The organism is Prosthecobacter fusiformis, assembly GCF_004364345.1.
GTDB classification, from domain to species: domain Bacteria; phylum Verrucomicrobiota; class Verrucomicrobiia; order Verrucomicrobiales; family Verrucomicrobiaceae; genus Prosthecobacter; species Prosthecobacter fusiformis.
In genome coordinates this window covers 23,815-38,035 of the sequence record NZ_SOCA01000004.1, presented here as the reverse complement: position 1 = coordinate 38,035, position 14,221 = coordinate 23,815, and the positions used below count along the sequence as shown (strand labels likewise).

The following is a 14,221-nucleotide window of genomic DNA, read 5'->3' as shown; positions in this document are numbered from 1 at the left end:
CTCTCACATCTCCGCTTTCACCAGGACCACCCCGGCCACCATGTTCGCCAGCTTCTGCTTCGCCGCCCAGCGTGCCGTCTGGCTCAGCCCGCAATCCGGGGCGAAGACCAGCCTCTCAGCCGGAGCCAGCTTTAAACAAGCCCGCACCGCATCCGCCACATTCTCGGGCGTCTCGATGTAGTAGCTCTTCACGTCAATGATCCCCACCGCCACATCCGTCCGTTGGGCGATCTCGCCGATGATCTCCAGCTCCGCATACTCACGATTAGCCATCTCCACGTGCACCTCATCGCAGTGAAGATCAAAGAAAGCCGGGAAAAGAGGTGCATATTTGCGATACCCCACCGGATGCCCTTTGAAGTTTCCAAAGCATAGATGCGTGCAGATCCGCGCCTGCCCATAACCGCTTTCTACCGTCCGGTTAAAGATGTCCACAAATCGCCCGGTATCCTCGCGGAAGCCGTAGCAACTCATGCTCGGCTCATCCACGCAGATCTCCTCCGCACCCGCCGCCACTAAGTCAGCGATCTCCTGCCGAACGAGCGGCAATAGCGCCTCCGTGACAGCATACCTGTCAGCATACTGTTGGTTAGGCGCAAGCCTGCCGCTCAGCGTATAGGGTCCCGGCACACTCACCTTCAGCCGTTTACCGGAACCGCCTGCCAGTCTTTTCAATCTTTGAAACTCCTCCACTGCCCCCAGCCCTCGAGGAGCCTTCAGCTCCCCAATGATCTCATGCTTCCCCCGCTGGTCATGAGCTGGCGGACCAAAGCGCCGCGGGCTCGCTGGCTCCAGCGCAATGCCTTCGATAAACCCATAAAACGACAGGTTAAAATCAAACCGCGTCTGTTCTCCATCAGTGATCACATCCAGCCCTGCCGAAATCTGGTCCTGGATCGCCACCATCGCCGCATCATCCTGGAGCTCCGCCACATCCGCACTGCCAAACTGGTCCAAATGCTGAGCAGAAAACTCCAGCCACCCCGGAAACGGGTAGCTACCAATCACCGATGTCCTCAATGGCTGATCCTTCATCCATCAAGGATACAGCCCGCCCCGCCCTCCCGTCAACCCCCACCCGCATCCCGCAATTATTCCGCCCGCATATTCCATTGATCAGAGCTATGAGTTTAAAAAACACAATCAATTCAGGCGAGATTGCGTCTTGTCCGGCGTTTACAGGTTTCATGAAAGTCTGGATCCTTGCCCTTCTCTTTGCTGCTTCCACTGCCCTCGTACAGGCGGCACCCAATGTTCTGTTCATTGCTGTGGATGACCTGCGTCCTGAGATGGGCTGTTATGGAGCCAGCCACATGCAAACGCCCAACCTTGATCGGCTGGCGGGGAGCGGTGTGCTCTTTGAGCGTGCCTACTGCCAGGTAGCGGTTTGCAACCCTTCACGCAACAGCGTGCTCAGCGGATTCCGCCCGGAAACGACGACGATCCTGGCTAACAACAAGTTCCTTCGTCCCACCCTTCCCGATGTGGTGACCCTGCCGCAGCATTTCAAGAACAACGGATATACTTCCATCTCCCTGGGCAAGATCTTCCATCATAGCTCCGTGGAGCCAGGAGATGATCCGCAGAGCTGGAGCGAGCCTTCCTGGTATCATGGCGAGCCCTACCGCCACTGGTTCAGCAAAGAGTCTGAGGACTTCATCAAACGCATGAAGAAGCTGCCCAAAGACAAGCAGCCCCGGCTGATCCGGCCCATGCCTTATGAAGCCTCTCCTGAGCCGGATGATGTCTATCCCGACGGCCAGACTGCCCTCAAGGCCATTGAGACACTCCAGCGATTGAAGTCCGAAGGGAAGCCCTTCTTCCTGGGGGTCGGTTTTGTAAAGCCGCACCTGCCTTTCACCTGCCCGCAGAAGTACTGGGACCTGTACCCGGAGGACAGTATCCGGATGCCTGATAACTCCACGCCCGGCAAGGATGTACCCGCCCCTGCCCTGCATGACCTCTATGAACTGCGCAGCTATGGAGGCATCCCAGCCAAAGGCGACCTTGACCAGCCCACGGCCTTGAAACTGATCCGCTCCTACCGTGCCTGCGTCAGCTTCATGGATGCGCAGCTTGGACGTGTGATTGCGGAGCTGGACCGGCTGGGGCTGAGGGAGAATACCATCATCGTCCTGTGGGGTGACCACGGATACCACCTGGGTGAGCAGGGGCTGTTCACCAAGATGACTAACTTCGAGTTAGGCACACGGGTGCCACTGATGGTCAGCGCCCCCGGGATGAAGGCTGCCGGAGAACGGAGCCGGGCACTGGTGGAGCTGGTGGATCTATACCCTACCCTGGCCGATCTGGCAGGCCTGCCTATAAGTGAGAAGCTGGAAGGCAAGAGCTTTGCCCCGTTGTTGAATACCCCTAAACGCCCATGGAAGAAGGCGGCCTTCAGCGAATACCTGCGCCGGGGACCGGAAGGGTATAAAGGCCGCAGCATCCGCACGGACCGCTGGCGATATACCGAGTGGAAGAACCCGAAGGGCATGGAAGCAGGCACCGAGCTATACGACCATAAAGCGGACCCGCAGGAGACCGTGAACCTGGCGGCCCTGCCTGAGCATGCGAAGGTGATTCAAGTGCTGTCCAATCAGATCAAGAAAGGCTGGAAGGCCGCGCTGCCCAAAGAGTAAAGCTACTCTTTGCTCTCCACCCAGGCCTCGTTGAAACGGGCAGCGGTCAGGCGGCTGTCGCGTTCATAGAAGCAGAGGATGGTGCCATCGGAAAGAACGGTCAGATCTGAATAGGCGCTCTTCCCTGCCTCCAGGGTCTTGCTAGCGATCCAGGTCTGACCGTCGTCACGGCTGAGTTTGATGGTGAGGTTCTCACGAAGACCACGACCGCCGGGAACAGGCTTGCCCTCGGCATCCAGTTTCAGCATGTGCGGATTGGCGAAGATGAGGGTGCCGGGTTTCTGCGGTAATGCGGTCAGGCTGCCCATGCAGATAGGTTCCCAAAGGGAGTCATCAAAACGAGGCTGGCTCCAGCCAGTGGCACCGTCAGCACTGACGGTGACGAGACGGCGGCTGGCCTTTGATACACTGCGTGTATTGAGTATCACCGAACCATCTGAGAGGATGGCAAGGGTGGTCTCGTTCGGGTTGGCAAACTCACCCTCATTGGGCACAGCGATGTCTCCGGCCTTCCAGGTCGCACCATGGTCATCACTATAAAGAGTGCCAGCCATGGAGGGCGCATGATCACCCGGTTTAGAACCATAAGCCAGCCAGACAGGAACGACGAGACGACCGCTTTTGATCTGGATGCCATGACCAGGACCGGTGGCCAGCACATTCCAGGGACAGCGGGGCTTGAAGCCTTCAAAGGCAGCGGTGATCTCGCGAGGTTCACTGAAAGTGAGTCCGTCATCGGTGCTGCTCATGTAGAAGCAGCGGGCATAATTCAGGCAATAGAGGAAGTGGATGGTGCCATTCGCATCCACGATGGCGACGGGGTTGTTGACGGTCTGTTCCTTCTCTCCGCCTTCCTTTTTACGGGGGTTGCCTTCAGCACGCTCACCATGATGGGCGATGTGCTGGGGGAGCCGCCCAAGTCTTGCCGCCATCGGTGCTGCGACGCAGGTGCACCTGGATCTCACCCCAGTCCTTGCTGTCATTGAGACGGGCTTCGCAGTAGGCCAGGACAGTGCCTTTGCCAGTGACGACGACGCCAGGGATGCGGTATAGAGAAGCGCCTTTGCCACCTTCAAACACATCCGTTTTCTCCAGAAAAGGAGTGGCGGCGTGAGCGGAAAAGGCAAGGAAGGACGAGAGCAGGAGAGACTTGAGCATGGCGGATCAAATAGTGACGGTGGAAGTTTCCGCAGGTGAGGCATTCAAACCGGCGGCTTGTTTTACAGCGGCGAGTTCCAGGCGAAGATGTTTCTGAAAGAGGCTGATGTCAGCACTATGAATAAGCATGTTGGCACCCAGTTTTAAAAAGCGGGCATGCTGCTCCACACTGCCCCAGAAATGAATACCGGCACCGATGCCTGCCGCACGGGCTTTGCTAAAAATGGTCTCGCAGGCAGCAAGGAAATCCGGGTGGTCGTACTGTTCCGGGATGCCCAAGCTGCATGTCAGGTCATGGGGGCCAATGAGCACGGCATCCAGACCAGGAACGGCGATGATCTCATCCAGGGCGGCGATGGCAGGCACGCTCTCGATATTAACAATGAGCAGGCGGTTCTGTGCACCTGCATCCATGTAGGTTTGCAGTTCAGGCTCGCAGGTGCCGCCATTCAGGATGGCATCCAGCTTGCGGCCTTTCAGGGGACGTACTTTCACAGCTCCGCGAAGGGCCTGCACCTGAGCGGCGCTTTCCACATAAGGAGCGATGATGCCAGCGGCACCGCCATCCAGAACCATGGTGGCGGTATAGGGATCCGGTGAGGGGATACGGACAATGGGCGGCAGGCCGAGGGCCGTATAGGTCTGGCACATCCAGGAAAGCTGCTCGCGATCAAGGGCTATGTGCTCGGTATCAATGAAGACAAAGTCCAGGCCGCAACCTTTCACCGTATCCGGCCAGCGAGGTGATGGTGATACAATCAGGGTGCCAAACACAGGTCGCCCATCGTGCAGTGCGGTGGCTAATTGGGAGGCAGTCATTTAAAAAGTTTGTTAGGCTTGGACCACAGGATTTTGGAAAGGAGTATGCGATTGGGTTCATTCCGGCGGTCCTCAGGAAAGCCCATCTCGGTGCTGATGACCCAGGTTTCCCCAGCATTGAAATCAAGCACACCAAAGCCCCCGCCGAGATCCACACCGTTCTCCGGCAGGAGAATCCGCTCGGTGGAACGGATGACACACAGGCGTTCCAGGTCCACCCTGCCCATGAAGATGGGTGCACGGTGGCGATTCACATGATCATTGTTGGCCCCCTTGCGGGTATAAACGAGATATAAGGCATCGCTATGAGCGACCCAGTGCTGCTGGGTGTTATAGCTGCCGAGCACCTTACCATCATCGAACTTCCATTCGACTGGAGGGGTATAGTTGAGGCCGTCATCGCTGACGGAAACGAAGGCGCTTTCATCCGCCCGCATGGTCAGATAATATCGCCCGCCATACCCAATGACTGAAGGTTCGTATAAACCGCGTCGGCCTTTGAAAGTGAGTTCGGAGCCATGCTCATGATAGGTGAGCGTTTCTCCATCAAACGTGCAACGGGCAACCATGGTGGTGTACTGGCGGCTCTTGGGATTCTTGCGATACCGGATAGGCAGAAGGATCTCGCCATTGGGCAAATCATAACGCTGATGGCAGCCAGAATTGGGTTCCAGGATGGTGAATCCCTCATGATCCTTTTCCGGGAGTTCCAGCAACTTCAAGCCGCTCCACGTATCCTTCTTGGGAGAGTAGGTGGAGTAAGAGACACGTTCGAAACCACGGTTCTCTTTGACACCGCCTTCAAACCCAAAGGTCTTGCCATGGGCGAGCACGACCCCGGTTTTGACATGCGTCTGCGGGCAGACATCGCCAATGACGAAGTCGTGACCTTCCGGCATGCGTGCGCGGCGCAGGCTGACGATTTCCTTGGGGCTGCTCCAGGTCTTTGCGCCATCCGTTGTTTCAGTCACGAAGACATTGCGGTAACCATGGGACCCGGCTTTTTCGATCTCCTGGGTGGTGACGATGACACGGGCAGGTTCCCCTGGGATGAGAGCGGCCCGGGACTGTGCCCAGTAAAGATCACCCACACTGGTCTGGATGGTACTGAGTTCAATGCGGTAGTCTTCAGCACCCGCAGAACCAACCAGAAGTGTGGCAAAAACAAGGAACCTCATCATGGGAGCGGGCGTTCGGAGATTTCCCAATCGTCCGTACGGAAGGGAGAAGCGGGCAGTCCGGCTCCGTTAAACAAGCTGGCTTCAGGGCTGCTGGACCAGGCGTAACGGACGGCGGCGGGAGTCTTGATTTCCGGATTGGAAAACACCATGAGATTGCTGGTGATCTTAACCTGGGCGGGTTTCCACTGCTGATCGGCCCCGGCGATCTCGAAACTTTTGGCGGTATCATCCTTTAGCTTCAAACCACCCTGCGCATTGTCGAAGCGCACCTGCACTGTATTGCCCTTCACGGCGTGCTCACGCACCGTCGGCCCTGTATAAGCAGGCAGCTTCTGGCGATAGACGCGTGCTTGTGCCCAGATGGAAAGCCGCTCGCCGACGGTCTTTTTGTCCTTGGGATGGTTGTCATCTTTTTGGCCCACATCAATGGTGACGGCCATGCCGGTATTCGGCACGCTGAGGCTTTTTTGCATAGCTTCACGGACGAGGGGGCGGAAGCCAAGATGCTCAAAGTTAGGCAACTGCACCCAGGCGAAGGGGAAATTCGCACGCCACTGCGCGCGCCAGTCTTTAACCAGCAAAGGAAGCTGGGTGGCGTAGAGGGTGGCTTTTTCCAGGGTGGAGCAGTTGTGCTCGCCCTGATACCAGATGACCCCGCGAATGGCATAGGGAATGATGGGTGAGATCATGCCATTGTACAAATTGGCAGGATGGTTTTGATGAATGTCGAGACGGCCTTCCGCTCTCGGCTTGGGTGGCATTTTGGCGGCACCTGCGGCTTTGGCCTTAGCGACGGCGGCTTTCCAGGTCACAAGCCTTTTGTTGATGGCCTCCTTCTCTTTGGCTGCATCATAGGCAGCGGCGTCCTTGGCCCACTGGTCCAATTTTTCCTTGAGCGCAGGAACGGCAGCCTGGGCAGGCTCGCTAGTCCAGGCGGCGATGTCGGTACCGCCCCAGGAGGAATTGATCATGCCCACGGGAGTCTTCATTTTGAGGTGCAGATCGCGGCCGAAGAACCACGCCACTGCGGAGAAATTCTGCACGGTCTCCGGGGTGGCGACGACCCACGCCCCCTCGCAATCCTTCTGGGGTGTACGTGTGCTGTGTTGCTTGACGGTAAACATGCGGACCTGAGGAAGATCGGCAGCAGCGGACTCTGCTGCGGGGTATTCACCACGGCTGAAGAGGAAGGCCATGTTTGACTGGCCGGAGGCGAGCCAGACTTCACCGAGGAGGACGTCCTTGATCGTGAGGCTTTTTTTGCCTTTGACCACGAGTTCCTGAGGCTTGTCTGTGGCGGATTGCGCTTTCAAGCGGACGCTCCAGGTGCTGTCCGGGGCGACTTTGGTGGTGGCAGTTTCGCTGCCCAGGGTGACGGTGATTTCATCTCCAGGCTCGGCCCACCCCCAGACCGGGACGGCAGCATTTGCCTGCACGACCATGTGATCGCCAAAAATGGCGGCGAGCTTCAGTTCGATCTTCCAGTCATCGGTGCGGAAAGGGGAGGCAGGGAGTCCAGCACCATTCTCCAGGGACCAGATGGGATTGTTGGCCCAGGCATACCGGACAGAGGCGGGCTTTGCGACATCAGGGGAGGAAACGATGACTTTGTTTCCCTGGATGCGCGCATCGGCCCAGACAAAACGACGGTCGGCACCGGCAATGGCGAAGCCTGTGAGTTCAGCTTTGCCATCTTTGGATCTCAGTCCACTTTCCGCGTGGTCGAAGGTGATGGTGGCGGTGTTGCCTTTGAAATCAACATCTGCAGGCAGCGGACCGGAAGTGGCGGGGACGGTTTTTTCATAAACGGTACCGAGTGCCCAGAGGGAGAGGCGCTTGCCCACGTCCTGCTTGTTTTTAGGGTGAATGTCCTTGGCCTCGCCCAAGCCGAGAGCGATGGCCATGCCGGTCTTGGGTACCGTCAGCGTCTTGAGCATCTGCTCGCGAATGACGGGCCAGTTTTCCACCTCCACGGGAGAATCCTGCGGGGCTTGAAAATCTGGAAGCTGAACCCAGGCGAAGGGAAACTCATACCCCCAGCGGTGACGCCAGTCCTGAATGAGGGTTTTTAGCTGAAGGCTATAAAGCTCTATATAAGGTTTGTTAGAATTGTGCTCGCCCTGATACCAGATGGCACCACGAATGGCGTATGGGATGATGGGGGAGATCATGCCATTGTAGAGATTGGCAGGATGATTCTGATGGAGACGTGGCTCAACAGGGGAAGGAGGTACCCGAGGAGCGGATTTCTTGGCGGCTTTGGCGGCAGCCACCTCTTCTTTCCATTTGGCCACAGCTGCCTCATGAGCGGCGGCTTCTTTGGAGGCATCCCAGGGCTGTTTTTTAGCCTCTTCCCAGCTTGCGGAGATGGTCGGGTATTCGGGCAGCTTTGACTGGGCAGGCATGCTGGTCCAGGCCTCAATGGCGGTGCCGCCCCAGGCGGAATGGATGAGGCCGACGGGCAGCTTGAGCTCGCGATGAAGCTCGCGGCCAAAGAAATAGGCGGCAGCGGAAAAACGACCGACGGTTTCGGCACTGCATACCTGCCAGGTGCCTTTGCAGTCTTCCTGCGGCTTCGGCAAAGAGATACGCTCAACAGTGAACATGCGGATCTGAGGGAAAGCGGCCTGCTTCTGCTCCTCCTCGTAATTGAGGCAGCTGTTGACGGTCTTGGTCATGTTCGACTGGCCCGAAGCAAGCCAGACTTCACCGATGAGCACATCGCTGACGGTGAGGGTGTTTTTACCCTTCACGGTGAGGGTCTGCGGTTCGGCGGTGGAAGGGAGCTTGCCAAGCTTAACCTGCCATTTGCCATCGGCGGCCGCTTGGGTGGACGTGCTTTGACCGGACAGGGTGACGGTGACTTCTTCCCCAGCATCGGCCCAGCCCCAGATGGGGACCTCGACCGCAGACTGGACGACCATGTGATCCGAGATGATGGCGGGCAGTCTGACATCCGCAAAAGCGCAGGATGCAGACCATAACAAGGCGAGGGCAGTGAGTCTCTTCATGGCTAGGGTTGGATAGATGAAGACGTGGGCTGAGGGTCAATATTGCTGGTAAAAGACTGTGACCATTGAGGGATCAAGGTGGCGATTAGCTGGGTCCAGTGGCTCTGCGTTCTCTGCTCCTTGGCCTTTGGTGAATCGATGGCTGTTGACGCCTAGTTTTGGCCGCAGAGGGGCGGAGAGGCAGAGGGGGCTGTGGGGAGGAATTTCATTTTATCCCCATTTGGGGATTTGGGTGGTCAGTGTGTTGAGGATGAATGAGTTGAGATGGGGATTTGATGGGGATGAATTTCCCCATGGGGGGGAGGTTGGGGATTTTTGGGGAGGGTAATCAGTCGGCTTGGTGACTCTGCGTTCTCTGCCCCTTGGCCTCTTTGCGGGTGAATCGATGGCTGTTGACGCCCAGTCTTGGCCGCAGAGGGGGCGTGGGGAGGTATTTCATTTTATCCCCATTTGGGGATTTTGGTGGTCAATCCATTGATGATGAGTGGCGATGGGGATTCATGGGGATGGATTTCCCCATGGGTGGAGGATGGGGATGAATTGAAAGGGACACGATTTTGCACTGTTGTTTACAGCATTTAATATTATTATACATTATTCGTAAAACGCAACAAGAGAGCGGACGGTGGGGATGGTCCGGTCAACGGTTGTTGAATAGGAGAACCGGGCATCCGGCGTCCCTCCAGGACGCGACGGCGGTATGGGGGAGCGTTTTCTTGTCCGGTGGTTCTCGGTCGCTACGCGACCCACCACCGGCTATTAGCCGTGCTCCCTCCGGGAGCGGGGGCTGACCGAATGGCCATGCCTCTCCTAAACCGGAGAGGGCATAACAACAAGGAGCTACCAGTTTAAGGTGGCGATGAAGGCATCCATCTGCTGAAGGGTTTCGGCATGGAGGCGGGCATCCTTGAACATGTAGGTGTGGATGGCTCCTTCAGGGGCGATGAACTCGATGCGGTTGCCAGCTTTGCGCATGGCGGCATCGAAAACGCGAGCACCTTTGATGGGGGTGGTGGTATCACCCGTACCGTGGAAGAGCAAGGTGGGTGGCAGGGAGCGGAGCACCCGATGAGCGGGGGAAAGCTCTTCCCAGCGGTCGCCGATTTTGGCATGGCCGTAACCTTCGGAAGATGTGTCAATGACGGGGGAAAAGAGGATCATGGCATCGGGACGGCAGGAGATGAGAAGGTTTTCATCCTCATGGTCCACGCCGGGAAACAGGGCGGTGGCGGCGGCGAGGTGACCACCTGCGGAAGCGCCGTTGGCGATGATCTTATTCGGATCAATGCCGAATTCGGCAGCGTGAGTGCGGACGTAACGGAGTGCGGCGCGGGCGTCTTTGACACAGTCAAAAACAGTGAGGGGGCCGCCGACCTTAAACAAGCGGTACTGGACGCTGATGCCGACCATGCCTTTTTTAGCAAAGTAGTCGGTAAAGGGATACATGCTGCGGGTGGAGCCACTGGTCCAGCCGCCGCCGTGGATGGAAAAGAAACAGGCGCGTTGGTCGCCCTTTTTGAATCCGGCAGGCTCGAAGATATCGAGACCAAGTTCCACATCGCCGATCTTTTTATAGATGACGCGGCGGGTGGGTTCCATGTCGGCAGCGAGCTTGCTGGCGTAGTTAGGCTCAGGCTTTTTAGGAGCGGGTTTAGCCGAGGGAGGGATGACGGCAGCGGTGACTTTAGGGGCTGGTTTGACGCCTTTAAATTTAGCGAGCTGGGCCTTGGTGGGCAGGCTGGCGAAGTCGGATTCCTTGATGGTGAGATGCAGGGCCTGCTGCCAGCGATGAGGCATGAAGATGTGCATGACACCATCCTCCGTGAAAGCATCCAGGTAGGAGCACTGGAAGTTGAAACCGCCGACAGCGAGGTTGTTCTCCACGGCGTTGGCCATGACGAAACGAGGCTCGCTCCAGGTGTGGCCTTCATCGGTGGAGGTGGAGACCCAGACCTCCGACCGGACCTTCATGGTTTCGGCTTTGTCATTGAGGTCGCGAGGGTTGGTGGGAGGGAGTTTGTTATGATGAAAAGCGACGAGTGTTTTGCCATCGGACAGAGGGAACAGCATAGGCGGGGCATCTGGATGAACGAGGGTGCTGGGGGCGGGTTCGGTCCAGGTCTTGCCGTCATCTTTGCTCCAGGCGGTGAAGAGCTTTCCGGCGGGGGTGCGGGACATGAAGAGAACCCTGCCACCGCCAAGATTCAGCGGGCGGCCTTCATCCATGCGGTCGAAGCCTTCAGCGAACCAGCCATCCGGCCGTGCATGGGGGAGGACGGTCCAGGTTTCACCTTTGTCATCTGAGCGGAGGATGTACTGCTTGGTACGGATGGGCTTGAAGGACCAATCGGCAATGTGGGAACCGAGCAGCCAAGTGCCAGCATCGGTCTCGGTCATGCGCATGACGGACATGCCACGGAAACCGGGATCATTGACCGGGGCAATGAGTTTGACATCGGACCAGGTGTGGCCGTCGTCATCTGACCAGCGATAACCAATGGCGGCGTTTTCATGCTGGCCGCCCTCGTGGGTCCAGTGGCTGTGCATGGGCTGGGTACCGAAGGCATAGAGGCGCTTGCTGCCGCGCGGGATGAAGGGGATAAAACCGTGCTGACCGTAGGGGACATCATAGGCGACCTGGGGGGCACTCCAGGTCTTGCCTTTATCCGTAGAGCGGCAGGCCATCATGGTATTGATCTTTTCGCCCTTACTCTTGGCGTAATGATCTCCCTCTGGAAACATGAGGAGGTAATCGCCATTGGGCGTGATGGTGGCGCGGGTCTCCAAGATGCGGGAGGTGGTGCGGTGGATGAGCTGCCCCTGGATGAAGGAAACAGTGAGGAGACCCATCTGCGGATGGAGGGTGAGGCCCTGGGGTACCTTTTTCGTGGGCAAGGCGAGGCCATTGACGGTGACCGGGTCCATGATGGGGAGATCCTCACGGCTGGCGACGGGGGTGGTGTCCTTACCATCGGTGAGCCATTCCAAGTTATACCGGGCGAGGGTGAGGCGATCCCCAGCGAAGTGGTGTTTTTCACCGGAGGCTCCATAGAAGGATAGGATGGTGCCTTTGGGAGTAACGGCAATGTCGCTATAGGCGCTCCAGCCTGGCTCGAGGACTTTATTCACGGCCCAGGTTAGGCCTTCATTGTAGCTGAGCTTGACGCTGAGATTTTGACGGAGGCGGCTTTTACCTGGCTCGGGTTTACCTTTTTCACGGGCACCTTCCAGGTTACTGGGATTCGAAAAGAGGAGGCGGTTTTTCTGGCCAGTGGCCGCGCTGGAATAACGAACAATCCCGCCCATGCAGATGGGCTCAAGGAGGGCATCGTCAAAGCGGGGTGTGCTCCAGCCGGTGGCACCGTCTTTGCTGATGGTGACGAGGCGGCGATGAGCCTTGGATTCACTGCGGACATTCAGCATGACGCTGCCATCGGAAAGCTCCACGGCGACGGTTTCATTGGGGTTGATCCACTCCTCCGTATTGGGAACGGCGATCTCACCGGCCAGCCAAGTTTTGCCCTGGTCATCGCTGTAAATGGTGGAGGTGACGCTGGGGCGGTGGGCATTGCCACCGGTGCCGGTGGAAAGCCAGACCGGGACGACGAGGCGGCCGGTTTTCTGAAGCTGGATGCTGTGATTGGGACCGGTGGCGAGGACCTTCCAGTCATAGACCTTGCGGAAGGATTCGAAGGTGGAGGTGATCTCCACAGGCTGGGTCCAGGTGAGGCCATCATCCGTGCTGCGCTGGTAAAAGGCGCGCATGTATTCCAGACAGAATAGCATGTGGATGGTGCCATCTTTATCCGCGATCATCACGGGGTTGTTGTACGTGACGGTTTTGGGATCGACATTTTTGATGGCGAGGGCGAAGGGATTCTTGGTCTTGGGACCTTCGACATTGACGATGTTTTTTGGCTCACTCCATGTTAGGCCGTCATCGGTGCTGCGGCGCAGGAGGACATGGATGTCATCCCAGTCGTGGCCGTTTTTACGGGCTTCACACCAAGCGAGGACGGTGCCTTTGGCTGTGACGACGATGCCGGGGATGTGGTAGATTTTATACCCCTCGCCAGTGACTTTAAAGAGATCCTGCTTCTGCATGAAGGGATCCGCCGCAGGCAGGGAGAGAACGAGGCTGAAGGCCGCTGCGAGGGCCAGGGAAAAACGAGAGGTCATAGGGTTGGGATGAGTCTGGGGAGTAAACGCCAGCAACATGCGGGCTTCACTGGTCAGCAAAGCTATCCAGAGGGGGGGAGGAGTGCTTCACTGGGATGGTGAGCTGACCAGGAAGAATGTCTGGCGTGGGGACGTCTAATCATGCTATGACCGCTGCCCTGATGAGATCCCTGCTGTCTGCCACCCTGATTATGGTCACCCTCACCGCTGCTGCTGAAGAAGACTGGACTGCCCTGCCAACGCTGCCGGATGCGGAGGGATTTGCGGGCTCGTTTGCCGGAGTTTCCGGTGGGGCACTGCTGGTGGCTGGCGGGACGAATTTCCCGGACAAACGGCCCTGGGAAGGCGGGACGAAGATCTGGTATGATACGATCTATGCGCTGGAGGAACCTGAGGGGCCATGGATGAAGGTGGGACAATTGCCGACGCCAAACGGCTATGGAGTGTCCATCACGACAGAGGATGGACTGGTGTGCATCGGCGGCGGGGATGCGGGGGGAAATTTTCGTGATGTTTTCCGCCTGCGCTATGCAGACGGAAAGGTGACGACGCAGGCGCTACCGATGCTGCCGAAGGCCTGCGCCTTCATGGCTGGTGCGGAGATGGGCGGGGTGATGTATGTGGCGGGGGGAATCGAAACGCCGACGGCGACGAAGGCACTGGGGACTTTTTGGGCGCTGGATCTGAAGAAGGTGGATCTGGGCTGGCAAGAGCTGCCCCCCTGCCCTGGCCCGGCGCGGATCCTGGCGACGATGGCGGCGCATGAGGGTGTGGTTTACCTGATCAGCGGGGCGGGCCTGAAAGCTGACGCTGAGGGCAAACCTGCACGTGAATGGCTGAGCGATGCGTGGAGCTTTCAGCCTAACCAAGGATGGAAAAAAATAGCTACCATCCCACGCGTGGCGGTCGCGGCCCCCAGCCCGGCATCGGTGGTGGACGGGCAGATCATCGTGCTAGGTGGTGATGACGGGGTGAATGTGAACTTTGAACCCAAGGAAAAGCATCCCGGATTCCCACGCGAAATTTTAGCCTATGATCCTGGAAGTGATACCTGGAGCGGCATTGGGGATTTGCCTTTTTCACTGGTGACGACCCCGGCGGTTGAGTGGAAGGGACGCACGGTGATCCCCGGTGGAGAGGCACGGCCAGGGAAGAGATCGCCAGCGGTGTGGAGCGGAAAAATTGGTGTGCCCTAGGCGGATTGGGCTTCGAGGACGTGAGAGCATCCGCC

General features: G+C 57.9%; 9 protein-coding genes. 2 read left to right on the top strand and 7 right to left on the bottom strand.

Going from position 1 to position 14,221, the window contains the following annotated elements; genetic code table 11:
- Nucleotides 1-3: 3 nt before the first annotated feature.
- The gene (locus EI77_RS12885) at nt 4-1,035 is read right to left on the bottom strand and encodes a cobalamin-independent methionine synthase II family protein (protein ID WP_133795698.1); all 1,032 of its coding nucleotides are present in this window, start codon (nt 1,033-1,035) and stop codon (nt 4-6) included.
- Nucleotides 1,036-1,187: 152 nt separating this feature from the next.
- Here EI77_RS12885 and EI77_RS12880 point away from each other — a divergent pair, with 152 nt between their 5' ends.
- On the top strand, nt 1,188-2,642 hold the full coding sequence (locus EI77_RS12880) for a sulfatase (RefSeq protein WP_133795697.1): 1,455 nt from the start codon (nt 1,188-1,190) through the stop codon (nt 2,640-2,642).
- 2 nt (nt 2,643-2,644) lie between these two features.
- On the opposite strand, the gene EI77_RS12875 is transcribed toward EI77_RS12880, so the two are convergent.
- From EI77_RS12875 to EI77_RS12855, 6 genes are all read right to left on the bottom strand, one after another.
- The gene (locus EI77_RS12875; RefSeq protein ID WP_166647227.1) at nt 2,645-3,574 is read right to left on the bottom strand and encodes a sialidase family protein; all 930 of its coding nucleotides are present in this window, start codon (nt 3,572-3,574) and stop codon (nt 2,645-2,647) included.
- Nucleotides 3,525-3,800, bottom strand: a complete 276-nt coding sequence (locus EI77_RS23370; RefSeq protein WP_166647226.1) for a sialidase family protein — start codon at nt 3,798-3,800, stop codon at nt 3,525-3,527. Before EI77_RS23370 ends, EI77_RS12875 begins: the two co-directional genes overlap by 50 nt.
- Nucleotides 3,801-3,806: 6 nt before the next feature.
- Complete coding sequence (locus tag EI77_RS12870; RefSeq protein ID WP_133795695.1) at nt 3,807-4,619, bottom strand: HpcH/HpaI aldolase family protein; 813 nt, start codon at nt 4,617-4,619, stop codon at nt 3,807-3,809.
- Nucleotides 4,616-5,800 carry a sialidase family protein gene (locus EI77_RS12865; protein WP_133795694.1) on the bottom strand — a complete coding sequence of 395 codons (1,185 nt, stop codon included), beginning with the start codon at nt 5,798-5,800 and terminating at the stop codon, nt 4,616-4,618. Before EI77_RS12865 ends, EI77_RS12870 begins: the two co-directional genes overlap by 4 nt.
- Entirely contained in the window at nt 5,797-8,811 is a 3,015-nt protein-coding gene (locus EI77_RS12860; RefSeq protein WP_133795693.1) for a sialate O-acetylesterase, read from the bottom strand. Before EI77_RS12860 ends, EI77_RS12865 begins: the two co-directional genes overlap by 4 nt.
- A gap of 840 nt (nt 8,812-9,651) precedes the next feature.
- Nucleotides 9,652-12,990 carry an exo-alpha-sialidase gene (locus EI77_RS12855; RefSeq protein ID WP_166647225.1) on the bottom strand — a complete coding sequence of 1,113 codons (3,339 nt, stop codon included), beginning with the start codon at nt 12,988-12,990 and terminating at the stop codon, nt 9,652-9,654.
- A gap of 146 nt (nt 12,991-13,136) precedes the next feature.
- Between EI77_RS12855 and EI77_RS12850 the strand changes: the two genes are divergently transcribed.
- Complete coding sequence (locus EI77_RS12850; protein WP_166647224.1) at nt 13,137-14,186, top strand: galactose oxidase; 1,050 nt, start codon at nt 13,137-13,139, stop codon at nt 14,184-14,186.
- Nucleotides 14,187-14,221: the final 35 nt, after the last annotated feature.